General features: G+C 39.1%; 22 protein-coding genes. 11 read left to right on the forward strand and 11 right to left on the reverse strand.

Annotated features, from left to right (window positions below):
• Positions 1-153: 153 nt before the first annotated feature.
• From ACN6MT_RS01305 to ACN6MT_RS01320, 4 genes are read left to right on the forward strand one after another with little or no spacing between them, the layout of a single operon-like run.
• The gene (locus tag ACN6MT_RS01305; protein WP_419954501.1) at positions 154-1,482 is read left to right on the forward strand and encodes a UDP-glucose dehydrogenase family protein; all 1,329 of its coding nucleotides are present in this window, start codon (positions 154-156) and stop codon (positions 1,480-1,482) included.
• Between the two features lie 18 nt (positions 1,483-1,500).
• On the forward strand, positions 1,501-2,028 hold the full coding sequence (locus ACN6MT_RS01310) for a phosphatase PAP2 family protein (RefSeq protein WP_419954502.1): 528 nt from the start codon (positions 1,501-1,503) through the stop codon (positions 2,026-2,028).
• 29 nt (positions 2,029-2,057) lie between these two features.
• Entirely contained in the window at positions 2,058-3,200 is a 1,143-nt protein-coding gene (locus tag ACN6MT_RS01315) for a glycosyltransferase family 4 protein (protein WP_419954503.1), read from the forward strand.
• A gap of 18 nt (positions 3,201-3,218) precedes the next feature.
• The gene (locus ACN6MT_RS01320; RefSeq protein WP_419954504.1) at positions 3,219-4,202 is read left to right on the forward strand and encodes a metal-dependent hydrolase; all 984 of its coding nucleotides are present in this window, start codon (positions 3,219-3,221) and stop codon (positions 4,200-4,202) included.
• A 51-nt stretch (positions 4,203-4,253) separates the two neighbouring features.
• On the opposite strand, the gene ACN6MT_RS01325 is transcribed toward ACN6MT_RS01320, so the two are convergent.
• A complete protein-coding gene (locus ACN6MT_RS01325) occupies positions 4,254-5,348 on the reverse strand; it encodes a cytochrome-c peroxidase (RefSeq protein ID WP_419954505.1) in 1,095 nt (364 codons plus the stop codon).
• Between the two features lie 399 nt (positions 5,349-5,747).
• Here ACN6MT_RS01325 and ACN6MT_RS01330 point away from each other — a divergent pair, with 399 nt between their 5' ends.
• Both ACN6MT_RS01330 and ACN6MT_RS01335 read left to right on the forward strand, forming a co-directional pair.
• Positions 5,748-7,253, forward strand: coding sequence for a sodium-dependent transporter (locus ACN6MT_RS01330; protein WP_034672729.1), 1,506 nt, complete (start codon positions 5,748-5,750; stop codon positions 7,251-7,253).
• Position 7,254: 1 nt separating this feature from the next.
• The gene (locus tag ACN6MT_RS01335) at positions 7,255-7,362 is read left to right on the forward strand and encodes a methionine/alanine import family NSS transporter small subunit (protein WP_157411797.1); all 108 of its coding nucleotides are present in this window, start codon (positions 7,255-7,257) and stop codon (positions 7,360-7,362) included.
• A gap of 127 nt (positions 7,363-7,489) precedes the next feature.
• Here ACN6MT_RS01335 and ACN6MT_RS01340 read toward each other — a convergent pair whose 3' ends face one another.
• On the reverse strand, positions 7,490-8,269 hold the full coding sequence (locus ACN6MT_RS01340; RefSeq protein WP_419954506.1) for a hypothetical protein: 780 nt from the start codon (positions 8,267-8,269) through the stop codon (positions 7,490-7,492).
• Positions 8,270-8,422: 153 nt separating this feature from the next.
• Here ACN6MT_RS01340 and ACN6MT_RS01345 point away from each other — a divergent pair, with 153 nt between their 5' ends.
• Positions 8,423-9,199, forward strand: a complete 777-nt coding sequence (locus ACN6MT_RS01345; RefSeq protein ID WP_419954507.1) for a GNAT family N-acetyltransferase — start codon at positions 8,423-8,425, stop codon at positions 9,197-9,199.
• 135 nt (positions 9,200-9,334) lie between these two features.
• On the forward strand, positions 9,335-10,015 hold the full coding sequence (locus ACN6MT_RS01350) for a GNAT family N-acetyltransferase (protein WP_419954508.1): 681 nt from the start codon (positions 9,335-9,337) through the stop codon (positions 10,013-10,015).
• Between the two features lie 50 nt (positions 10,016-10,065).
• Here the strand turns inward: ACN6MT_RS01350 and ACN6MT_RS01355 are convergent, their stop codons facing one another.
• Together ACN6MT_RS01355 and ACN6MT_RS01360 are read right to left on the reverse strand one after the other, a co-directional pair.
• Positions 10,066-12,444, reverse strand: coding sequence for a M14 family zinc carboxypeptidase (locus ACN6MT_RS01355; RefSeq protein ID WP_419954509.1), 2,379 nt, complete (start codon positions 12,442-12,444; stop codon positions 10,066-10,068).
• A gap of 450 nt (positions 12,445-12,894) precedes the next feature.
• On the reverse strand, positions 12,895-14,358 hold the full coding sequence (locus ACN6MT_RS01360) for a PAS domain-containing sensor histidine kinase (RefSeq protein ID WP_419954510.1): 1,464 nt from the start codon (positions 14,356-14,358) through the stop codon (positions 12,895-12,897).
• 216 nt (positions 14,359-14,574) lie between these two features.
• On the opposite strand from ACN6MT_RS01360, the gene ACN6MT_RS01365 reads away from it, so the two are divergent.
• Complete coding sequence (locus tag ACN6MT_RS01365; RefSeq protein ID WP_419954511.1) at positions 14,575-15,060, forward strand: hypothetical protein; 486 nt, start codon at positions 14,575-14,577, stop codon at positions 15,058-15,060.
• A 64-nt stretch (positions 15,061-15,124) separates the two neighbouring features.
• Here ACN6MT_RS01365 and ACN6MT_RS01370 read toward each other — a convergent pair whose 3' ends face one another.
• From ACN6MT_RS01370 to ACN6MT_RS01390, 5 genes are read right to left on the reverse strand one after another with little or no spacing between them, the layout of a single operon-like run.
• Complete coding sequence (locus ACN6MT_RS01370) at positions 15,125-15,430, reverse strand: antibiotic biosynthesis monooxygenase family protein (RefSeq protein WP_034672718.1); 306 nt, start codon at positions 15,428-15,430, stop codon at positions 15,125-15,127.
• Between the two features lie 49 nt (positions 15,431-15,479).
• Positions 15,480-16,427, reverse strand: coding sequence for a siderophore ABC transporter substrate-binding protein (locus tag ACN6MT_RS01375; RefSeq protein WP_419954512.1), 948 nt, complete (start codon positions 16,425-16,427; stop codon positions 15,480-15,482).
• Positions 16,428-16,445: 18 nt separating this feature from the next.
• A complete protein-coding gene (locus tag ACN6MT_RS01380; RefSeq protein WP_419954513.1) occupies positions 16,446-17,207 on the reverse strand; it encodes an ABC transporter ATP-binding protein in 762 nt (253 codons plus the stop codon).
• Complete coding sequence (locus ACN6MT_RS01385; protein WP_419954514.1) at positions 17,204-18,154, reverse strand: iron chelate uptake ABC transporter family permease subunit; 951 nt, start codon at positions 18,152-18,154, stop codon at positions 17,204-17,206. Before ACN6MT_RS01385 ends, ACN6MT_RS01380 begins: the two co-directional genes overlap by 4 nt.
• Positions 18,147-19,097 (reverse strand): ABC transporter permease, encoded by a 951-nt coding sequence (locus ACN6MT_RS01390; protein ID WP_419954515.1) that lies wholly within the window; start codon positions 19,095-19,097, stop codon positions 18,147-18,149. Before ACN6MT_RS01390 ends, ACN6MT_RS01385 begins: the two co-directional genes overlap by 8 nt.
• Before the next feature lie 345 nt (positions 19,098-19,442).
• Between ACN6MT_RS01390 and ACN6MT_RS01395 the strand changes: the two genes are divergently transcribed.
• Positions 19,443-19,955: a redoxin domain-containing protein gene (locus ACN6MT_RS01395; RefSeq protein ID WP_419956360.1), complete on the forward strand. Its 513-nt coding sequence runs from the start codon at positions 19,443-19,445 to the stop codon at positions 19,953-19,955.
• Positions 19,956-20,004: 49 nt separating this feature from the next.
• Here ACN6MT_RS01395 and ACN6MT_RS01400 read toward each other — a convergent pair whose 3' ends face one another.
• Both ACN6MT_RS01400 and ACN6MT_RS01405 read right to left on the reverse strand, forming a co-directional pair.
• Entirely contained in the window at positions 20,005-20,319 is a 315-nt protein-coding gene (locus ACN6MT_RS01400) for a DMT family transporter (RefSeq protein ID WP_034672699.1), read from the reverse strand.
• Positions 20,319-20,681, reverse strand: coding sequence for a DMT family transporter (locus tag ACN6MT_RS01405; RefSeq protein WP_419954516.1), 363 nt, complete (start codon positions 20,679-20,681; stop codon positions 20,319-20,321). The genes ACN6MT_RS01400 and ACN6MT_RS01405 overlap by 1 nt, the downstream gene beginning before the upstream one ends.
• A gap of 125 nt (positions 20,682-20,806) precedes the next feature.
• On the opposite strand from ACN6MT_RS01405, the gene ACN6MT_RS01410 reads away from it, so the two are divergent.
• Positions 20,807-22,579: an ABC transporter ATP-binding protein gene (locus ACN6MT_RS01410; protein ID WP_419954517.1), complete on the forward strand. Its 1,773-nt coding sequence runs from the start codon at positions 20,807-20,809 to the stop codon at positions 22,577-22,579.
• The last annotated feature ends 22 nt before the right edge of the window (positions 22,580-22,601 follow it).

Below are 22,601 nucleotides of genomic sequence, written 5' to 3' on the forward strand. Positions count from 1 at the left end.
ACCAGGGCTCAGGTCTTTACTTTATTTTGGCTCTGAAAAGCGCTAGTTCCCTGCCAACTATACAAAGTCTTTACACTCTTTTAACACTAGGTTAAGAAAAAACTCTAAATTTTCAGATAAGATTAAATAAACGCCATTCTTTGGAGGGATAAAATGAAGATTACAGTCGCAGGGGCAGGAAATGTCGGGCTAGTTACAGCTGTTTGTTTCGCAGAAGCAGGACATCAAGTAACCTGTTTAGATACTCAAAAAGAGAAAATCGAAATGCTCGAAAAAGGACACACACCATTCTTTGAGCCTGGGCTGGAACCTTTATTAGAAAAGAACCTCGCAAGCGGACAACTCCGCTTTTCGACGAATCCAAAACAAGCATATCGTGGTGCAGAAATCATTTTCATTGCAGTTGGAACTCCTGAAAAAAAAGATGGGTCTGTTGATTTATCCTATATTTATGTTGCTTCTTACCACATTGCTGAAAATATCGAGAATGACGTCATTGTCTGTACGAAAAGCACCGTCCCAGTTGGAACAAACGATATCATCAAGCAAATATTACAGCATCGTAAACCCCGCCACCTTAACGTGGATATTGTATCAAACCCTGAATTTCTTCGCGAAGGTTCAGCTATCAGGGACTTCTATTTGGGGGATCGAATTATCATTGGCGCTGAAAACCCTAAAGCAGCCACCATTATGGAGCAGCTCTATCTTCCATTTCAAATACCTATAGTTATCACTGATACCAGAAGTGCTGAGATGATTAAATATGCCTCCAATGCCTTTCTTGCCACGAAGATTAGCTTTATCAATGAAATAGCCAATCTTTGTGAAAAAGTTGGCGCAAATATTGACGAGGTTTCATTTGGTATGGGAATGGATAAACGGATTGGACTTAACTATCTACAGCCCGGAATTGGTTATGGAGGTTCCTGCTTTCCTAAGGACACGAAAGCACTCGTTCAACTGGCTGGCAATGTTCTACATCCGTTCGAATTGCTTGAATCCGTTATTAAGGTAAATCAGCAGCAGCATTCCCTTCTAGTGAGAAAGGCAAAAGAAAGGTTCGGTTCATTAAAAGGAAAAAAAGCCGCAGTATTGGGGCTCGCTTTTAAACCTGAAACAGATGATATCCGAGAAGCTGTCTCCCTAACCATTATTAAAGAATTACTTAAGGAAGGTTCATTTGTCTCTGCTTACGACCCGATTGCGATTCCTAATGCACATAAGCTGCTAGGAAATTCAATTGAGTATTCAACAACGATTCGTGAAGCGCTTAAAGAAGCTGACTTTGCTGTCATTGCTACAGAGTGGGACCAAATCAAGCATCTTCCATTGGATACCTATACTGTCTATATGAGAGAACCGATTATTTTTGATGGAAGGAATTGCTATTCTCTTAAAGATATTCAACGATATCCGATCACATATGTATCCATTGGAAGACCGGCTATTACAAATGTGGCGCATACCCCACAACATTAATGAAAGGGAGACACTAACATGATGAGAAAAATTCAAACCTTATATCAATTCGAATGCAAAGTCTTTCAACAAATTAATAGCCATTTTGATAAAAGGATTATGAATCTCTATTTCCGTACGATTACTCACATTGGCGGTGCTCTCTTTATTAGTGTAACAATGTTATTACTCATCATCTTTGCAACGAATCAAACTAGGCTTACAGCCATCTCAAGTGCTGCTGCCTTAGCTCTAAGTCATATACCTGTGCAATTAGTAAAAAAGTTTTTCCCGCGAAAAAGGCCCTATCTACAAATTGAAACAACAAAAATCCTGCCTAATCCTTTGAAAGATCATTCTTTTCCATCAGGTCATACAACAGCCGTTTTCTCGGTTATCGTTCCCTTTTTGGTTCAAATACCTTCATTAATTGCTATTCTCCTCCCTTTAGGGCTATCTGTAGGAGTTTCGAGAATCTATTTAGGGCTTCATTATCCTTCCGACGTTATTGCAGGAGGGTTTCTTGGAGCGTTCTTCGGCAGTCTCTGCTATTATTTCATCGTCTAGAAATAGATTTGAAACTTAGGAGGGTTAATATGAGAATTGCTATTTTCACAGATACCTTTTATCCGGAAGTAAACGGGGTTGCTAATACGCTTGAAAAATTTACAAACTATCTTGAAACTCAAGATATATCCTACAAAGTTTTTGCGCCTATTTCCGTTTCAAATGGATATGTTTCAGACCATATTCACCGATTAAAGAGCCTATCGTTTTTCCTTTATCCTGAATGTAGATTAGCTTTTCCTAACATCATTCAGCTTAAGACGGAAATAGAGCAATTTTCTCCAGATATCATTCATGTTGCAACACCTTTCACGGTTGGTCTTTCAGGTGTTTATTTTGCAAAGAAATTAAATATTCCCCTTGTTGGCTCTTATCACACCGATTTCAGTGACTATTTACATTTTTATGACCTTCAATTCCTAACTAAACCTCTTTGGAAATATATGAAATGGTTTCATCATTCTTTTAAAAAGCTTTTTGTCCCTTCAATGGATACACTTGAAAAACTAAATAACCGCGGTTTCTGTAACCTAGAAATCTGGCCAAGAGGTGTGGATTGCCAAACCTACCATCCTTATTACAAAAAAGAAATGATTCGCAATCGATATGCAATTTCTGAGAAATACATTCTTTCTTTTGTTGGCAGATTGGCACCAGAAAAGGATTTAAAAACGCTCATGACGGTCGCTGGTTCTTTACCCCCTGAAATAAGCGAACAAGTACATTGGCTCATTGCAGGCGACGGGCCGCTGCATGACGAACTCAAAATGACTGCACTTCCTAATATGACCTTTACCGGCTATTTAAAAGGTGTGGAATTAGCTGAAGCCTATTCAGCTACAGATTTATTTGTTTTTCCATCACCCACTGAAACCTTTGGAAATGTTGTTCTTGAAGCCCTTGCTAGTGGGACACCTGTGATTGGGGCCAATTCAGGCGGGGTGAAAAATATTATTTCGAATAGAGTTAACGGATATTTGTGTGAACCCGGGGAGGCAGAGGATTTTATTAAAAGAATACTTCATTTGTTAGACAATGATTCTTTACGTGTTCAAATGGGGATAAATGCTAGAAAGTATGCCCTTACACAAAAATGGGATCAGATCTTTGAAGACGTCATCCAGCAATATTCTAATGTTATCAATGAACCTGCCACAAAGCTATATGCTTGAAGCTAAGGAGGAAAGGTAATGGATACATTTTCTCATATTATTTTTGGCTTCGGCCTTGGCGCTCTTGCTCAAATGGACCCTGTGGTTTCAAACGATAGTGTCTTATCGACAGCTGTCCTGATCGGAACAGTAGCGGGTTCAAACGCACCTGATTTTGATTTTATTTATCGATTAAAAGGCAAAAGCAGTTATTACAGATATCATCGAGGTTTGTCACACTCACTTCCTGCAATCCCTTTATGGAGCATACTTACTACAGTAGCCATTATACCATTCTTCGAGGTCGGCTCTATTTCCCACTTGTTTTTATGGATCTTGTCCGCCGTTACATTACATGTTGTTTTTGATTTGTTTAATGTTAATGGGACGCAGGTTTTACGCCCATTTTCTACAAAATGGCTGTCTTTAGATTTCCTCCCCTTAATCGACCCATATTTCATTATGCTCCATGTTCTTGGATTTAGCCTGCTTCCATTTTTTGATGCTGGGAGAATCTTTACCTACATTTACCTATCGATGTTTTTTTACCTGGCGATTCGGTTGATTTTAACACATTTTACGAAATGGAAGCTTACACAGCATTTTCAAAATGCACTCCGGGTAAAAGTGATCCCTAAAACTTCACTCTTCCATTGGAATATTATCATCGAGACCGATCAGGACTTTTTATTTGGTTCTTATACAAAGGGAGAGTTATGGATAGAGCATACTTTTTCCAAAAAGGTTGATTACCCTGGCTTAGTAATTGATAGCAGTATGAATCCGCAGGTTGATAGTTTTTTAAGAAGTACCCATTTCGCCTACCCTTTTGTCAAAAAGAGAAAAAGTGGCTATTTCATTTATTGGAAGGACCTTCGGTTCCGATCAAAAAAATTTTTTCCGAAACTTGCTATTATGTTCATTTCTTTAGATCATCAAAACCAAGTATCCTATACTGGCAAATTCACCTCTATTAAACAATATAGAAAAGTAATTAAAAAATTGGAAACCTCAATAAAATAAAGTCCTGAGCCCCTTTGTGATGATTTAAGGGGCTCAAGACAATTCTATGCCTTACGGAAGTTCTGGATTTGTGAAAATTGGCGGTTCTCCGCCCAAGGTCTTTAGAAAGGATAGTAAATCTGCTTTTTCTTGTTCTGTTAAACCAATCGGACTCATAAATTTTTGGATAAAAAAGCTCTTATTGGGATGGTTATCACCGCCGCGGTCATAGTAGTCGATTACATCCTCAAGCGTTGCGAGACTTCCATCCCGCATGTATGGTGCTGTATGGGTAATTCCATATAGTCCAGGTGTACGAATCCTGCCTAAATCCCCTTCTTGCCCAGTTACCGCTTGGCGGCCTTTATCCTCTGTATTGAGGCCGATATTATAAAACTTGTTATCTGAAAGATTGGGGCCATTGTGGCAGGTTACACAAAATGCTTTTCCGGTGAACAACCTTAACCCGCTGATTTCTTGTTTCGTTAATGCCTCTGTATCCCCTTCAAGAAACCTATCGTATGGAGTATCCTTTACAACAATTTGCCTTTGGAAGGCTGCTAGGGCTTTAGCAATATTTTGTTCGGTGATTCCATCAGGAAATGCAGCCTGAAAACGGTCCTGGTATCCTTTGATAGCCGATAGTTCTATTATAAGTTCATCAAGCGACTGATTCATCTCATCTGGATTTTGAATCGGGCCAAGTGCTTGCTCCTCTAAGGAAGCAGCACGTCCATCCCAAAAGTTTGAAGTGTAATAACCTGAATTGATTACAGTTGGGCTGTTTCTTGCTCCACTGCCGCCAGTATACTTATCAAAAGTAGGCTGATTATCTCCATAACCCAAATCGGGGTCATGACAAGTCTGGCAGCTTACCTCATTATTCCCTGACAAACGCGGGTCAAAAAACAACATTTGCCCAAGCTCTAACACTTCAGGCTTCATCGGATTATCCTCGGGGATTGGTACATCACCAATCGGTACAAGTGTTGTATGATTTCGAAGACTGGTCAGCAGCTCCTCTGAATTTATTTCATCCCCTTCTGCACTACTCTGTTCTTCTATTGGCAACTTCGTTGGGGCCTTCACCATTTCCTTCTCTCCACAAGCAGACAAACCTAAACACAATAAAATAGTCAAAACTATGCCCTTCACTAACTTATTCATAAATTGAGTACTCCCCTGATTTTTATTATCTTATCACCATTATAAAATTGGTTTTATTAAAAATGGTCACCACATTGTGAAGAAATTAGCAAACGTTACAACTAGCACCATCAACTGTCCGCCTGGGGTGGAAAGTGTCCACGGGCGGTGCCTGTCACCGAGTAGAAACCTCTCGGTGACAGGCACCAACGAATAATAGTTACTATGTTTATATGATACTAATATTATCCATTTACAAATTCGAGATTTTCTCTTAACCTAGTAAAGCAACAAAAGTTAACTATTTATAAAAAATTATTTGACATTTCGAAAAATAATAGATATATTAATATAACAAATTAATTATCCGAATATTATTAAAAAATAGAAAATATAGAAATCATCAAGGAGGAACATATTATGGAAAAGCGTCAGCAATGGGGATCACGATACGGTTTTATTATGGCAGCCGTTGGCTCCGCAGTAGGTTTAGGAAACATCTGGAGATTCCCTGCAGTTGCCTATGAAAATGGCGGGGGTGCCTTTTTCCTCCCCTATCTTTTTGCGATTTTAACAGCAGGTATTCCTATTTTAATTATGGAATTCACGATTGGACATAAATATAGAGGCTCGGCACCACTTTCACTCTTTCGCATTAATAAAAAAGCAGAATGGCTTGGCTGGTGGCAGTTATTAATATCATTCGTCATCTGTACGTATTATGCAGTGATTATCGCTTGGGCTGTTAAATACACGATTTATTCCTTTGGCACTCAGTGGGGAAGCGACCCTAGCAGCTTTTTATTCGGAGATGTTTTGAAGCTTGCTGAAAAACCTGGAACAATCGGGGGATTAGTTCCTGGTATTGTGGTTCCACTCCTTTTTGTCTGGGCAGTTACTCTTTTTGTCCTTTATCGCGGTGTATCAAAAGGGATCGAAAAACTAAATAAAATTTTCCTTCCAACTCTAGTCGTTATGTTTTTAATCATTGTGGTACGTGCCTTAACACTTGATGGAGCTGCACAAGGATTGGACGCCTTCTTTAAGCCGAATTGGGAAATGATTTTTGACGGTAAGGTTTGGATAGCTGCTTACGGTCAAATCTTCTTCTCGTTATCGATTGGATTTGCAATCATGCTAACGTATTCTAGCTATCTTCCAAAGAAGTCTGATATCAATAACAATGCATTCATTACAGCTTTTGCTAATTCAGGTTTCGAATTACTTGCTGGTATTGGTGTTTTCGCAGCACTTGGCTTTATGGCAAACCAACAGGGTGTTGCTGTAGACGAAGTAGTAAGCAGTGGAATTGGTTTAGCATTTGTTGTCTTTCCTAGCATTATTAACGAATTCCCAGGGATGAATGGATTCTTTGGAGTATTGTTCTTCTTATCTCTTGTGTTCGCTGGTATGACATCATTAATATCTATTGTGGAAACATTTGTGGCAGGTATTCAGGAAAAATTCAATGTTTCTCGTACAAAAGCAGTTTTAACAAGCGGATTAACAGCAACTGTCATTTCCTTGCTTTTTGCTACAAGAGGCGGCTTATACTTCCTTGATGTTGTCGATTATTTCATCAATAACTTTGGGGTTGTTACCGCAGGATTAGTAGAGGTACTTTTAATTGCTTGGTTCTTCAAAGGGCTTGGCGGCTTGCAGACTCACGCAAATGCCATTTCTGACTTACGTATTGGCGCTTGGTGGAAAATCTGCTTAAGCTTCGTAACACCAATTATTCTTGGGTATATGATGTTTGACAACATCCGTCAAAACCTAAAAGAAAACTATGAGGGTTATCCTACAGACCTCATCATGTACGGAGGGCTATTGGTAGTTGCCGCAAGTATCGTCGGAGGCATCCTCCTCTCACTCAAAGGCTGGAAGGCTACTAAAAATATAGAACAAAAAAAGGAGGCTGCTTAACATGTCAGCAAGTGCAGTCACAATGATGATCGTCGGAATGATCATACTCTGGGGCGGATTAGCAGCCAGCGTTTACAACGCAATTAGAGTATCAAAAAAATCATCCTAAACAAAAAAAGGATTGAGCAAATAACCTTGCTCAATCCTTTTTTCATTTGAGTGTCCACCTGGGGTGGAAAGTGTCCACGAGCGGTGCCTGTCACCGCATCCTTTATCATTACACCTGTGAACCCATCTTACATTTGTCTGCAATAACCCTCGATATCACCAGGAGATGTGATCGGTTTTTCTTGTGTTCCCTGCTTGGAGAATCTGCAGGTATAGGTCATTTCTTGCCAATGTTTATTTTCAAATTCGTTTAAGTCTGGGTAGGTTTTAATTTTTTTCTTAAGTCTTTTTGGATAATAATCGATCTTAATAGTATTGTCTTTAAATTCTCTATCCTTAACGTTTTCCCATAACTGATAAATACGCTGTAATTCTTTCTCCTTATCAAAGGGATCGTCGAAATTTACTATATGGATACGTTCGTTGCTTTGCAGAGGATTCTCATTATAAATTTTTTGATAGCTGTCTTCGAATCGGTACCGCTCCTCTATCTCCTCGGGAAAAGAACTATAGGCATAGAGTTCCGCTGTTCCTTGATATATTGGTTCAATAATCGGAAGCATCTCTTTCCTAAATTGATCCGACCAATTGTTTTCTTTATAAGAATCCCTTATCACCTGATACTTCTCAGAAGCATCCATCCCGAACGTAATATCCGGATTTGCCACTGGATGTACAGAAAGAGAGTAGGCTCCCTCATCATCACCTAAAGCTTTATTGTATTCCACATCATCTATCTTAAAATGCTCCCCATACTTATCTTCCAAATATTTCAAAGCTGCCTTTTCTACTTTATCGTCATTAGCGTCATAATAGACAAAATCTAAAGCATAAACTCCTAACAGTAAAAAAGGTGATAAAACTACTAAGCCAACTAGTATCCCTATAACCAACAAAATTTTTTTCATATCGTTTCCCCGCATTTTGTATTTTTTTGGATACAATCCTGTACTATCATATCTAAATCTTTAAAAAAATCAAAATAAAATATCTACTAACTAGGAAAAAATTGTTATATGATTGTTTTGTTCTCTTTTCACTACTTTTGGAGGAGGTTTTTTATGAACAGAGACACAATACTAGAACTTTTTAACCAGCATTTAAGGATTGAGATAAATGAGCCGAATTCTCGAAGAGAAAAGACAGATTCTGTCGTAAGAAAGGTTTCATTATCGAATGAACCTGGGTTTATTTCCTACTCGGAAATGAACGAATCTAATGCAGACAAAGTCATAGAAGAACAAATTAACTTCTATAAAAATCTAAAACAGCAATTTGAATGGAAGGTTTTTGACTATGACCAGCCTACAGATTTAAAAGAGAGATTACAAAAAAAAGGCTTCACACTTGAGGAATCAGAGGCACTTATGATTTCCGACTTAACAGAGGCCAATCAACTGCTCGATACTCAGATTCTTCCGGAAGTAAGAAGACTTACGACTGAACAGGAAATCTGGGACATTATTAAACTAGAAGAAGACATTTGGAATGAGAATTATCAAGACTTAGGTCAGCGTCTTGTTCGGGATTTTAATGACAGTTCTGCTCATCTATCCCTATACGGAGCTTATATACACGGAAAAATTGTCAGCGCTGCCTGGATGTACCTTCATGAGGGCACACCCTTCGCCAGCCTTTGGGGAGGATCTACCCTGGCTGAATACCGCAAGCGAGGTTATTACAGTTCACTTCTCGCAATCCGGGCACGTGCGGCTTCAGAGAAAGGTTATCCTTTATTGATTGTCGATGCCAGTTCGATGAGCAAGCCCATCCTTGAAAAGCACGGATTCATCTGCTATGGTTATTCAACACCATGTATGTCACCGAAGTTTACTTAGAAGATCCCTTGGACTTGATTCCTAGGGATTTTTTTCTCATTAAAAATAAAAGGATTATCCTTAAGCCCTGAATCATTTGCCTTCACTTATCACTACTATCTTCTGTGTTGTACAATTAAAGGGGAGGGATTTAATATGAATATCCGCTGGGATGAGATAACTCAGGATAACTTAAGCCACATGGATGGGGTGCTAAATTTATATGATTTAGTTTTTCCACTTGTTGTGAGAGAACCACATACTACTTTTTTTAATGGCTTGCATTATGCACAGCTTCAAAAGCCTAACAATTTTCGTTTCCTGATAGGTTTTGAAGGGAAGCAACTTATTTCTTTTGCAACTGGCCACTATTTAGAGGAAGTTAATACCGGTTTTATTGTCTATATTGCAACAAATCCACATACTAGAAGTAAAGGAATAGGTTCGAAAACGTTAGCAAAAATGGAAGAATTATTTATCGATGATGCTATTGCAGCAGGTCACTCTTCATTAAACGCAATCATTCTAGAAACAGAAACAGAGGGTCTGGTCCATACGAAGGAAGAGAAAGATCAGTGTAAGAAGAGAAATGAATTTTTTAAAAGGAATGGTTTTAAAAAGTCACAAGGAATAAGCTATCTCCAACCACCACTACATAATGAAGATGAGCCGGTTCAACTAAATCTTTTTATAAAGGATCTACAAAATCACGAACAAGATATTAAAAAAATTATTTTTGCGGTTTATAAAGAAAAATATTATTTAGTAAATAAGATTGATGAAGAGGTACTTAATAACTGTCTTAAAAAAATGGAATTAGGTCAAAAATTAATGTAAAGTATCAAAAAGCAAGCCTGGTCCATAGCAGAACCAGGCCTTACTCATCATTATTTTTCAAATATTGCATTGGAAAGGAGTCGGAATAAATAGTCGGTATGGTCACGGAACCCTGCCTCTAAACCTATAAGAGTGACGTCCTTATTATCTTCTTTTACGATGACAGCCTGACCCTTGGCTGGAAGTTTATTTATTCTCCAATGGCCTGCTACAAAGAAGTCATCCGAATCTGCAAGAGTAGCGGCTACTTCATCATTTCCTACAACACTGTACCAAGCTGGACGGTAAACAAATCCTAGGTCGTCCTGGTCATAGCCTGCAGTTAGTCCAGTACCTTCATATTTAACCTTCACAATACCGTTACTATTTGATCCAGCACTGTTAATCTCGTTGTCAGTCAAGCCAAGTGTTTTGGTTGCTTTCGATGCACCGGCACCTACTGCAATGTACTTTCCTCCATTGTCTAGAAAACTGTTAACATTGCTTTGAAATGCTGTTAACTGTTGCGGTTTTTGGAATCCAAATTCTTTGTTTGCCGCAGACAAGTTCGTAGAAATAAGACTTTCTGTCCCACTATATACAAACACATCGAAGCCCGCTAAACCTTGCTCTGCTACTTCCACAGGTGTCACTTCTGTCACTTCAAAACCCAGTCTCTTCAAGGCAAGTTTTGTCCCACTATGAGACTGAACCTTCCCCATTCCGCCATCCTTCAAAATGGCTACCTGCAAACTAGATACCTCGGCAGCATCCCCCGGTACACTTTCAACCGATCCTATTTGCAGACCAGATTCTTTCACTGCAGCTGAAATTTTATTAGCTGGGGCAGCTGTATAAAAATCGCCCGATTCACTGCGTGATACAACTACTCCCTGTTTAAGCAAGTTATTTACTAATTCAACCGCCTTTATAGAACTATTAGCTATCATGTAAGGACCTTTACCTGATACTGTCCCTTGCACCGTTACTTGGTTAACCTGTTTAGCTGTAACGTCTACAGCACTGTATGTTTCAACTGCCTCAAAGCCCCAAAGCTCCGGCAGGCTCCATGCAGAAATATCATACATAGCAGTTGTATCGTTTGAAATATCCTCACCATCCCATAGCATTGTATTGGCTAAACCCCCTTTCGCTTGATCCATTTGAACAAGATACGTTCCCTTAGGATAGGTTTTTCCTTCAACCGTAAATGCTTTTGTTGCTTCTTTAACCTCAATATCGTTACTGAGTAAATGGTTCACAGCCTTCGTCGTTACCGTTGGATCCTTTTCATCAACTGGCAAAATGTAAGCATTAGGGAAGAATCCTGTTTCATGGAAAGGATGGTCGAAATTAATGCCGCGTTTGAACATTTCAATTTGGTCTGTGATCATGGATTGCTTGTTTTCCGTGGCAAAATTCAAGGCACCCATGATGGCATTATACATCCAGCGTACTCCGTCCAAATCATTTGTCGGTGCTTCTAACGTATGTCCATAAGCACCATGGTACATCGCATACATCGGTGTGAAAATTGGCGGGTAATCATCCCAGCCAGCGGCATCGTCACGCTGAGGTACGTAAACTCCCTCCATACTTTGATACAGGTTCCCTTTAAAACTTTCCTTGTCTCCCAAAATCTCTGCTTCCATTGCTTTTGCCTGATCCATTGCCCATTTACTATAAAGGTCATACTCATAGTTAGGATTATGAGGCGGTGTACATGGTTCAATTAATCCCTGCTTATTAGGTGCGTAATTCTTCACATAGCCATGGGTGTCAAGGAACACCATTGGATTCCACTCTTTAATTAATTCCACCGTTTCTTGAGTTTCAGGCTGAGACTGGGTAATAAAGTCACGGTTCAAATCAATACCTTCCCCGTTAAAACGAGTTGCATCGACACGGCCATCAGGATTTTGCACGACGTTAAAAATAAGAATATTATTCTCTAAGATATTTTTCGTTTCTGCATCATTTTGAGTTGCAAATCGCTCGATTAATTGAATAACCGCGTCACTTCCTACAAACTCAGTACCATGAATCGATCCATTAATCATGATGGGTACTTTGAAATCCGGATTATTCGCAATCCAATCCTGTGCCTTTCCAGGATTCTTGAACATTTGTTTTCTAAGAGACTGGAATTTCCCAAACTTTCCTTGTGTAGTTGGATCCGCAACGGTTACCACGTAAAGAGGATGACCATCAGCAGATGTTCCGCGGACTTCTACTTTTATACGATTCGATTGTTTTTCAATCGCTGTCAATTTAGCCCCAATTTGGGAGAATTTCATAAAGTCATAGTTTTCACTATTAAACTTGCTAGCATCCTGCTCTTCATATGCATTCACATTCGTCCATTTCGGTCCCTCAGCAAATCCTGTCGAAAAAGGAACTGCCGTAAGTAAACTCACCGCTAATAGACCTGCAATTTTTTTCTTCTTCATCAATAAGCCCCCACAACCATTTTGTATTTTTATTAATAATTATGTATTTTTATAACGTAAAATTATTTTAATATCATTAGAAACAAAATACTATCCTACCTTTTTCCTGAAAAAGGCAATTAAACTTTATTCTTTATAGTCATTACGCCCTAATAAAAAGTTCCTAAGGAAACATCCCTAGGAACTTTGTTTAGTATTTTTTTAACCGGCAGTTTTTGCACACTTTGATGGTTTGGTTGTTTTCTGTTTTAAACGGGTATAACAGCTTTATTCTTGTCCTTCCACACAAGGGACATGTCCCGCGCCCTTTTGATGGCAGGTAGTTTATGGTTTTCCCTCTGTTCCTCTTCGCCATTTTCAATCATCCTTATCCATGATTAGTCTCGTCTCTTTATCTAATGATGGACTGGCATAAAGTTTGATAGGCATTTAACTGTTTTTTGTAAAAACTTACAAACATTCTAATTCAATTTTCACGGTTGTCCCTTTTCCCTGATGACTATCTATTTTCATCTTACCGTTGTGTTCTTGGATTATTTTGTTACTTACTGTTAAGCCTAGACCAATTCCCTTATCTTTCGTTGTATAAAACGGAGTGCCCAAATATTGCAAGAGATCATTATCTATACCTGGACCTTCATCCTTAAAGCTGATGACAACTCTTTTATTTTTCAACTTCCGAAGGCTGATTGAAACATTTCCGCCATTGGGCATGGATTCTATTGCATTTTTTAATATATTGACAAAGACTTGTTTGAGTTGATTTGGAGAACATAGAAGCTCAAGATTGTCTTCTTTCGGATATTTAATGGTTACTTGTACATTATCCAGCATGGCTTGTGGACGGAGTACATTAATGGTACTTTCTAGGATTGAAATTAAATTCCCTTGCTCAAAATGAATCGCTTGGGGTTTTGCCAAAGACATAAATTCATTGACAATTATATCGATTCTATCTAGCTCATCCGTGATAATTGATAAGTATTCAGCCTGTTTGTCAGAAGGATTCGATGTTTTCAATAACTTCGTAAACCCTTTCAAAGCTGTCAACGGATTTCTTATTTCGTGTCCAACTCCGGCAGCCAATTGACCAATTATTGAGAGACGGTCTAAATTTCGGAGTGCTGCATCATTTTCAACTCGCTCGGTAATATTTCTGCCAACCGTAACATAAGAGTCAATCTCCATTTTGTCATTGTAGACAGGAGAAACCGTTGTCTCTGAATAAAAAACCTTATTATCCTTTGTTTTCATTTTTAGTTGAATTAGCTGAGGTTCTCCAGATTCGTGAAGGTTCTTTGACATTCTATTTAATGACTCTTGTTCCCCTTCATGGATAACATCTAGTACATGCATGCCCTGTAATTCTTCTGGTGAAAACCCCAATGCTTTTTCATGAGAAGGAGAAGCATATAAAATGGTTTTATCCCTTGAATAAACCTTAATAAAATCCGATGTATTTTCCGAAATTAATTTATATAATTCACGTGTTCTTTTTAACTCTCTCTCCATATTTAATTCTTTCGTAATATCTCGATAGATGGCTAGAACGGCTATTATCTCACCTGTTGCATTTAGAAACGGAGAGTAAGATACGGCAATGTCTAAGAGGCGACCATCTTTATGTTGACGCTGTGTGATCAAATTAGTAAAGGCTTTACCACTTTTCACTTCTGTTAGGATTCCATTTATACAAAACGGAGCAGGAAGGTCATATATTTTTCTGCCAATCACATCCTCCTCGGTATAGCCAAAAATCACCGAAAACAAATGGTTGATTCGAATAAACCGATCCTCCATATTGATGATACTAACACCATCTGGGGTACAACTAAGAAATAAATCAATCCACTCATCAGGATTACATAAATCTGCAGCAGCCTTACTTCCAAAAATCGGATAACACTTCGCCATAACAATCTCTCCAGACACAACATTATTCTTCTATTTTCATTTTACAGAATTGCGGGAATAATAAAAGATTTTTTTGAATTGGGTGACAGGCACCACTCGTGGACACTTTCCACCTCAGGCGGACAGTTACTTTCCGGTTGATTTCCACTTTTTTCAACTTTGTTCATACATAGTGGACTTCCGGTGGTTCATATAATGGTCGAGGGAGGTGGGGTTGTGGTGAAGCGTGTGTTGGCGGTGGTTGTCTTTGGTTTTTTGTTTGTTTTGTCCGGCTGCGGGGGGCCGGTTCAGGATGATATTGTGAATTATATAAATGAGGAATTGAAGACGGCACAAACCCTGGAGGATAAGGCTGTTGCTGCTTATGAGGGTGTTGCGGGGGTCAATTATACAGATGATCAAACAATGTATGATGCCATGGTAAACGAGGTCATTCCCAATTATGAGGAATTACTGACTGAACTTGAAAATGTATCAATTGAAACAGATGAATTGAAAGAAATACATGACATTTATCTTTCTGGAGCAAAGCTCCAATTTAGCGCGTTTGAAAAGATTGTTGAAGCCCTAGAAAAACAAGATTCTAGTTTGGTAGATGAAGCAAATAAGCTTCTCGAAGAAGGGCGTCTTCAAATTGAAGACTATAACAAAAAACTCGATGAGTTAGCAAAGGAAAATAACGTGGAAATCGAAAAAGAGTAAACAATAAGGCTGACACGATTGGACCACTAAGTGACCTTTCGCGTCAGCCTCTCTCTGGTTAGACTTACCCTTTTACATAGTAAAGATCATGAGTGGATTCAATGATATATTCAGGCTTCTCTGCCTTGGGCTTCGCCTTATGGCCGGCAATATGCTCAGGGCTCTTCTCCCAGTTTTTCCAATCCTCTTCAGATTCCCATTGAACCATTACCATAACTTCCTCTTCGCCTCGGCGAACTTTCTTAACCAAAATCTGTCTGCCAATGTATCCAGGACGAGTTGCTAACAAACCGCCTCGATTTGAAAAATTCTCGACCACCTGATCGCTAAATCCCTCTTTCACTACAATTCTTCTAATTTGATAGAACATAAACTTCCCTCCCTATTAAGAAAGCCAGGTAAGCACCTGGCCCAAATTTTTATAATGAAGCTTCAATCTCTTCCGTCATAAGTTTTACAGATTGTAAACCGCCGCCGCTTAAGTACCAAGCGTCTGGATCGAGGTAAATGATTTTATCTTCTTTGAAGGCAGTGGTCTTTTTAACAAGCTCATTTTCGATTACTTTTTCAGCACCAGCCTCGCCGCCTACTGCTGTGTTACGGTCAATCACAAACAATACGTCTGGGTTTGTCTCCATAATGTATTCCATGGTAATGCTTTGTCCATGTGTGGAAACTTCAATTTTCTCATCAGCTGCTCCGAAACCAAACACATCATGAATCACACCAAAACGGGAGCTCGGTCCATAAGCACTTACTTTTCCTTCATTTGCTAAAACAATTAACCCTTTTTGGTCAAGCTCAGAAGCCTTTTTGTTTAATTCATCAGCACTTGCTTTGATTTCTTTAACGCTACTTGACACTTCTTCTTTCTTATCAAAAATGTCGCCGACAAGATTCATATTTTTCTCAAAAGACTCCATGTACTTGGAATAATCTAATTCCACATACACCGTTGGAGCAATTTCTGCAAACTGTTCATATAATTCAGCTTGGCGGGTAGAAATAAAAATAACATCAGGCTGCATCGCATGAATCGCCTCAAAATCAGGCTCTTTTAAACTTCCAACGTTCGTATATTTCTCACCTGCATATTTTTCTAAGTAGGAAGGAATGGTTGCCTGTGGAACTCCCGTAACTTCTATACCCAATTCATCCAAGGTATCAAGAATACCAAAGTCAAAAACAACTACTTTTTCTGGTTTTTTATCGATTTCTACTTTTCCATACTTATGTTCAATGGTTATTTTTTCAGAAGGTGCCGTTTTTCCATCTGCTGGTTCTGCCTTACTCTCTTCTTTTGACCCGCATGCTGCTAAGAATAACATCATCGATACCATTACCAATAAAAAACTCCATTTTTTCACAATATATCTCTCCTTTTATTAAGAGCTAAAATATACACAAATTCTGCAGCCATCCATTTTCTGAATGGGAATATCCATATCGTAAATCTCTTTTAATGCGGCTGATTCAATAATTTCTTCTGTCGGTCCATCTTTCACGACCTTACCGTCCTTCATCGCTACGATTCGATCGGAATAAACCGATGCAAAGTTGATATCATGCAGCACGATGACAACTGTTTTTCCAAGCTCATCAACAAGCCTGCGCAGTATTTTCATAATTTGAACGGAATGCTTCATATCTAAATTGTTCAATGGTTCATCAAGTAAAATGTATTCTGTATCCTGCGCAATAACCATCGCAATAAACGCGCGTTGCCTTTGGCCGCCAGATAATTCATCTAAAAAACTGTCCTGCATATCGGTTAGGTGCATATATTCAAGCGATTGGTCAACAATCCGTACGTCTTCCTCCGTTAATCTCCCCTTCGAATAGGGAAAGCGTCCGAAGGATACAAGTTCGCGGATCGTCAGGCGAACATTCATGTAATTGGACTGCTTTAGAATGGAAACCTTCTTAGCAAAATCATTGGACTTCATCTTTTTTACATCAGATTTATCAATCAGCACTTCACCTGTATCTGAATCAAGAAGACGGCTCACCATTGATAATAATGTCGATTTACCTGCCCCATTCGGACCGATAAAGCTCGTGATTTTCCGCGGCTGAATATCAACGGTCACGTCCTCAACAACGGACTTTTTACCATATAACTTTGACAAAGCTCGGACTTGTATCATGCAGCTTTCCTCTCCTTTAACAGTAAATAGATGAAGTACACTCCACCGATAAAGTTAATAATGACACTTAACGTGGTTGAAAAAGTAAACACCCGTTCAACGACCCATTGCCCGCCAACAAGAGCGATGATACTCATAAGGATTGCTCCAGTAATCAGGATATTGTGTTTGTACGTTTTGAAAAATTGATATGATAGATTGGCAACGATTAAGCCAAAAAAGGTAATCGGTCCTACTAAAGCAGTCGAAATTGAGATAAAGACTGCTACGACTATCAGCATTTTTTTGACGATAGAATCATATGGAACCCCTAAATTGATTGCTGTATCGCGCCCTAAGGAAAGGACGTCTAAATACTTTAAAAAACGCCATGCATAAATCATCACAAGCGCAACGATGCCAATCGCCAGCCAAACTAAGTCTGAATTAATATTATTAAAACTCGCAAACATCCGGTCTTGGACGATTTGGAATTCATTCGGGTCAATCAGTACCTGAAAAAACGTTGAGATACTTGAGAAAAATGTTCCAACAATGATTCCGACAAGCAATAAAAAGTAGATCGGCTGATTGCCCTTTTTAAATAAAAACTTGTATAAAAATAGGGCAAAAACAATCATGACAACCACTGAGAGTAAAAAATTCACCTGTTTATTGACGATAATGATATGACCTGAGCCTAAAAAGAAAATAATTAAGGTTTGTAAAAGCAGGTAAAGTGAATCCAACCCCATGATACTCGGTGTTAGGATTTTATTATGAGTGATCGTCTGAAAAACAACGGTTGCATACGCAATGGTGACTCCGGTTAAAATCATTGCCAGCACTTTTATCGTTCGTTTTGGAAGGGCATATCCAAAGCTCCCGTTTAATTCATGAAATAAATAGATGGCACACACTCCGGCAGCAATTAAAGCAAAAACTAGTAGTTTGATTGAGTTACGCATATGCCTTCCTCCGGAACAGTAAGTATAAGAAAATTCCGCTTCCTATTACTCCGACCATAAGACTGATTGAAATTTCGTACGGATAAATGAGCACTCTGCCCAAAATATCGCAAACCAGAAGGAAGATGGCCCCAAGGAGTGCTGTATGCGGCAATGTTTTTTGTAAGTGATCGCCTTTAAAAATCGAGATGATATTTGGAATAATTAAGCCTAAAAACGGGATAATTCCGACGGTCAGAACCACAGTTGTGGTTACGAGTGCAACAAGGATAAGCCCGATATTTACCACACGGCGATAGGCAAGACCAAGATTTTTGGAAAAATCCTCACCCATTCCAGCTACTGTAAAGCGGTTTGCATAGAAATACGCAATAATTAATATTGGAATACTTATGTAGAGCAATTCGTATCTGCCCTTCATAATCATTGAAAAATCCCCCTGCAGCCAAGCAGACATGTTTTGAATGACGTCGGCACGATACGCAAAAAAAGTCGTCACGGAGGACAATATATTTCCAAACATCAACCCTACAAGCGGTATGAAAATAGCATCCTTAAACTTAATTCGATCTAGGATTTGCATGAAAACAAACGTACCAGCGAGTGCAAACACAAAGGCAACGGCCATTTTTTCAAGCATAGTTGCATTTGCAAACAACAACATCGAGACAAGGATACCAAGCCGGGTTGCGTCTAATGTTCCTGCGGTCGTCGGTGAAACAAATTTGTTCCTGCTGAGCTGCTGCATAATCAATCCAGCAATACTCATCCCAGCACCTGCAAGTAAAATCGCAACAAGCCTTGGAAATCTGCTGATAAGGAAAATTTGCGTCTCCTCTGATTGGAAATCTAACAAGTCCAATGGAGAGATACTGCTAACCCCAACAAATAAGGAAGCAGCAGATAAAACTATTAATGCTAGCAGTAAATATCTTTTCTTCATGGCAGTCTCCAACATTTCTATTTTTCTATCATTATCAATCCAATTGAGAATAATTATCACAAAATGATAAAAATAAATGGCATTGAAAATCATTATCAATGCCCTACATATTTGATTATAAGCATTGAAAAATTTCAAGTCAACCGGTTAGTGAGAACTATTTTCACTAATTTCTGACTAATTTGTGACATAAACACGGTGTCTCCCTTGTAAACCTAACGTGTGATTTCCGATGTTCTCCCTTTTATGAAGAATAGTAAAAAAGGATAAGTGATTATAGAACGTTAGAAGGCCGGAGCCAATTTGGAAGTCAAATCACCGTTTTTCGTGTATTTTTTTTACAAGATGGAAATCCTAGCAAAGAATATTATTACGAGAGGAGGAGTTATCTTGGAAGAAACCTTAAAGGTTGGGGATACCGCCCCTGATTTTTCATTACCAGCAACAACAAAGGACCCCCTTTCTCTTTCGGATTATCGCGGAAAGACAAACGTGGTTGTCGCCTTTTATGGAATGGATTTTACCCCTGGCTGAATTAAAGAAATCGCCTCTTGGAAAGAGGACTACAAAAGGTTTGAACAGTTAGGCGCAGAGGTTATTGCAATCAGTGCAGATCATATTCACTCGCACCGTGTCTTTGCTGCAAGTATGAGTACATTGCCTTATCCATTAGCTTCCGATTGGCAAAGGCAGACGATTAAGGACTATAAGGTGTATAACGAAAAAGGCGGCGTTGCCAACCGCTCCGTATTTGTTGTCAATCGAGATGGAGTGATTACGTATATGAACACTTCCTTTAAAGCCGATAAAAAGGAAGATTACGAAGCAGTATTTTCAGAACTCGAAAAGCTTGCTTAAGCAGAAAAGAAAACATCTCCCGACAGTTTGAGAGATGTTTTTTGTTTATTTAATGAACGAGCTTTAAGCCTACTACTGAAAAAATAATTCCTAAAATACATGCAATCCGCAGCCTGCTCTTAGATTCCTTAAAGAATACCATCCCCACTACTGCTGCCCCAACAGTTCCAATCCCTGTCCATACAGCATAGGCGGTTGATAATGGAATCGTCTCCATTGCCCCCATGAGCAGCTGAAAACTCATAATAAATCCTCCAATTAGGATGAGATAATTAACAAAGTTACCTTTATCGGCCGTTCTTTTTAAACCGATAACCCCAACAACTTCAAAACATCCTCCTAAAATTAACATCAGCCAATCCATTAAAGCTCACTCTCCTTATTTGTTAATTTCAAGCCAATAATACAAACCAAAAGTAATAAAATAAGGGCCACTCTTAATGGACTAACGGAGCCGTTTTCAAAAACCATTTCGACTATCACCGTCCCAATGGTGCCGATTCCGGCGAATACAGCATATACCGTTCCAACAGGAATCACTTTTGTCGCTCTTATAATTAAATCAAAACTTAACAAGATCGCTAGAAGCACAACAAGTGACGGAACTTCTTCATATTTAAAACCGCTTGCCCAAACAATCTCAAGAAGTCCAGCTAAAATCACGTATAACCATGCTTTTGATTCATTCTTTGCGCTTGATGCAGCTAACACTTTTGAATCATTCATTTTTGTTATTCCTCTCTTTCCTTTGCTTGCTTTATTTTACCAAATTATCATTTGCATAACATTCATGATGAACGTATGATTGCTTATGAAAATCATTCTTTTAATAAAAGATTGGAGCCGTACAAATGAACCAAAACAAAGATGGCCTAAAGCCATTTATCTCCCTAATATTATCTACTAATTTCCCGAAAACTGCGTTGGTTATTGGATTATCTGCAAGTCTTATTACGACACTTGCGGGACTTCTTGTTCCCGTATTAATGAAGAATTTAGTCGATGGATTTTCAGTTGCATCGTTAAGTATCCCGCTCATGATAGGGATAGGTGCTGCATTCATTTTCCAAGCCATCATCAACGGGGTATCGATTTACCTGTTAAGTTTTGTCGGGCAGAAAATTGTTGCCCGTCTGCGTGAAAAGATGTGGGTAAAATTAATACGGCTGCCTGTCAGTTATTTTGATAAACAATCCAGCGGTGAAACTGTCAGCCGGATTGTAAATGATACAAGTGTTGTACGGGATTTGATCTCAAATCACTTTCCACAATTCATCTCAGGGATTATTTCAATTGTCGGTGCAATCGTCATTTTATTGATCATGGATTGGAAAATGACACTGATGATGTTAATATCTGTACCACTTACGTTTGCTATCATGATGCCACTCGGCAGAAAGATGGCTAAAATCTCCCGCGGCCTTCAGGATGAAACGGCAGCCTTTACAGGGTATATCCAACAAACATTAAGTGAAATCAGATTAATGAAAGCTTCAACAGCAGAACAACATGAAGAGACCAAAGGAAGTTCAGGGATTAGCAATTTGCTTGGTTTTGGGTTAAAAGAAGCACGTATCACTGCACTCATTGCCCCCTTCATGTACCTGGTTGTCATGATTGTTATCGTAATGATTATTGGATACGGCGGCATGCGGGTGGCAAACGGAACGATGTCCACTGGTTCACTGGTAGCATTCTTACTTTACCTGTTTCAAATCATTTTTCCGATTACGAGTTTTGCCATGTTCTTTACCCAGTTACAAAAGGCAAAAGGGGCTACCGAGCGGATTATCGATATTTTACAACTCCCTTTAGAAGAAGGGCAGGAAGGTTTAGAACTAGATATCACCAATAAACCTATTCTCGTCAGCAATGTTTCATTTGCCTATAGTGATGATGAACCGGTCCTTGAAGATGTATCCTTTGAGGCAATGCCAGGTGAAATGATTGCATTTGCCGGTCCTAGCGGCGGCGGTAAAACCACCATGTTTGGCTTACTCGAACGCTTTTACGAGCCAACCTCTGGAAAAATTATGGTGGGGGATATACCGATAACCGACTTATCGGTGGAAGCATGGCGCTCTCAGATTGGTTATGTATCGCAAGAAAGTGCCATGATGGCGGGGAACATCCGCGAAAATTTATGTTATGGACTGCCAAATGGTAAATTGATTTCGGATGAAAATCTTTGGAAGGTCGCAGAGATGGCGTATGCGAGTGAGTTTATTAAATCCTTTTCTGATGGATTGGACACGCAGGTTGGCGAGCGCGGCGTGAAACTTTCCGGCGGTCAACGCCAGCGAATCGCAATCGCACGTGCTTTTTTACGTGACCCTAAGATATTAATGATGGATGAAGCAACGGCAAGTCTTGACAGTCAATCAGAGGGAATCGTTCAGCAAGCATTATCCCGGCTAATGGAAGGCCGTACTACTTTTGTTATTGCTCATCGTTTATCGACGATTGTGGACGCTGATAAAATCATTTTCATCGAGAAAGGGCGCGTCACTGGGATTGGGACGCATCAAGAATTAACACAATCCCATGAATTATATCGTGAATTCGCGGAACAGCAATTAACAAGCAATGATCAAGAAAATGATAAAAAAGGTGCGTTAAGCTGAGCTTAATGCACCTTTTTATCTA

Origin of the sequence: Neobacillus niacini, assembly GCF_048572935.1 — a bacterium.
Classification (GTDB): Bacteria; Bacillota; Bacilli; order Bacillales; family Cytobacillaceae; genus Neobacillus; species Neobacillus niacini.

Coding starts and splice junctions, on each gene's coding strand:
- ACN6MT_RS01305 (WP_419954501.1), top strand. CDS start 154: ATGAAGATTACAGTCGCAGGGGCAGGAAATGTCGGGCTAGTTACAGCT.
- ACN6MT_RS01310 (WP_419954502.1), top strand. CDS start 1,501: ATGATGAGAAAAATTCAAACCTTATATCAATTCGAATGCAAAGTCTTT.
- ACN6MT_RS01315 (WP_419954503.1), top strand. CDS start 2,058: ATGAGAATTGCTATTTTCACAGATACCTTTTATCCGGAAGTAAACGGG.
- ACN6MT_RS01320 (WP_419954504.1), top strand. CDS start 3,219: ATGGATACATTTTCTCATATTATTTTTGGCTTCGGCCTTGGCGCTCTT.
- ACN6MT_RS01325 (WP_419954505.1), bottom strand. CDS start 5,348: ATGAATAAGTTAGTGAAGGGCATAGTTTTGACTATTTTATTGTGTTTA.
- ACN6MT_RS01330 (WP_034672729.1), top strand. CDS start 5,748: ATGGAAAAGCGTCAGCAATGGGGATCACGATACGGTTTTATTATGGCA.
- ACN6MT_RS01335 (WP_157411797.1), top strand. CDS start 7,255: ATGTCAGCAAGTGCAGTCACAATGATGATCGTCGGAATGATCATACTC.
- ACN6MT_RS01340 (WP_419954506.1), bottom strand. CDS start 8,269: ATGAAAAAAATTTTGTTGGTTATAGGGATACTAGTTGGCTTAGTAGTT.
- ACN6MT_RS01345 (WP_419954507.1), top strand. CDS start 8,423: ATGAACAGAGACACAATACTAGAACTTTTTAACCAGCATTTAAGGATT.
- ACN6MT_RS01350 (WP_419954508.1), top strand. CDS start 9,335: ATGAATATCCGCTGGGATGAGATAACTCAGGATAACTTAAGCCACATG.
- ACN6MT_RS01355 (WP_419954509.1), bottom strand. CDS start 12,444: ATGAAGAAGAAAAAAATTGCAGGTCTATTAGCGGTGAGTTTACTTACG.
- ACN6MT_RS01360 (WP_419954510.1), bottom strand. CDS start 14,358: ATGGCGAAGTGTTATCCGATTTTTGGAAGTAAGGCTGCTGCAGATTTA.
- ACN6MT_RS01370 (WP_034672718.1), bottom strand. CDS start 15,430: ATGTTCTATCAAATTAGAAGAATTGTAGTGAAAGAGGGATTTAGCGAT.
- ACN6MT_RS01380 (WP_419954513.1), bottom strand. CDS start 17,207: ATGATACAAGTCCGAGCTTTGTCAAAGTTATATGGTAAAAAGTCCGTT.
- ACN6MT_RS01385 (WP_419954514.1), bottom strand. CDS start 18,154: ATGCGTAACTCAATCAAACTACTAGTTTTTGCTTTAATTGCTGCCGGA.
- ACN6MT_RS01390 (WP_419954515.1), bottom strand. CDS start 19,097: ATGAAGAAAAGATATTTACTGCTAGCATTAATAGTTTTATCTGCTGCT.
- ACN6MT_RS01400 (WP_034672699.1), bottom strand. CDS start 20,319: ATGGATTGGCTGATGTTAATTTTAGGAGGATGTTTTGAAGTTGTTGGG.
- ACN6MT_RS01405 (WP_419954516.1), bottom strand. CDS start 20,681: ATGAATGATTCAAAAGTGTTAGCTGCATCAAGCGCAAAGAATGAATCA.
- ACN6MT_RS01410 (WP_419954517.1), top strand. CDS start 20,807: ATGAACCAAAACAAAGATGGCCTAAAGCCATTTATCTCCCTAATATTA.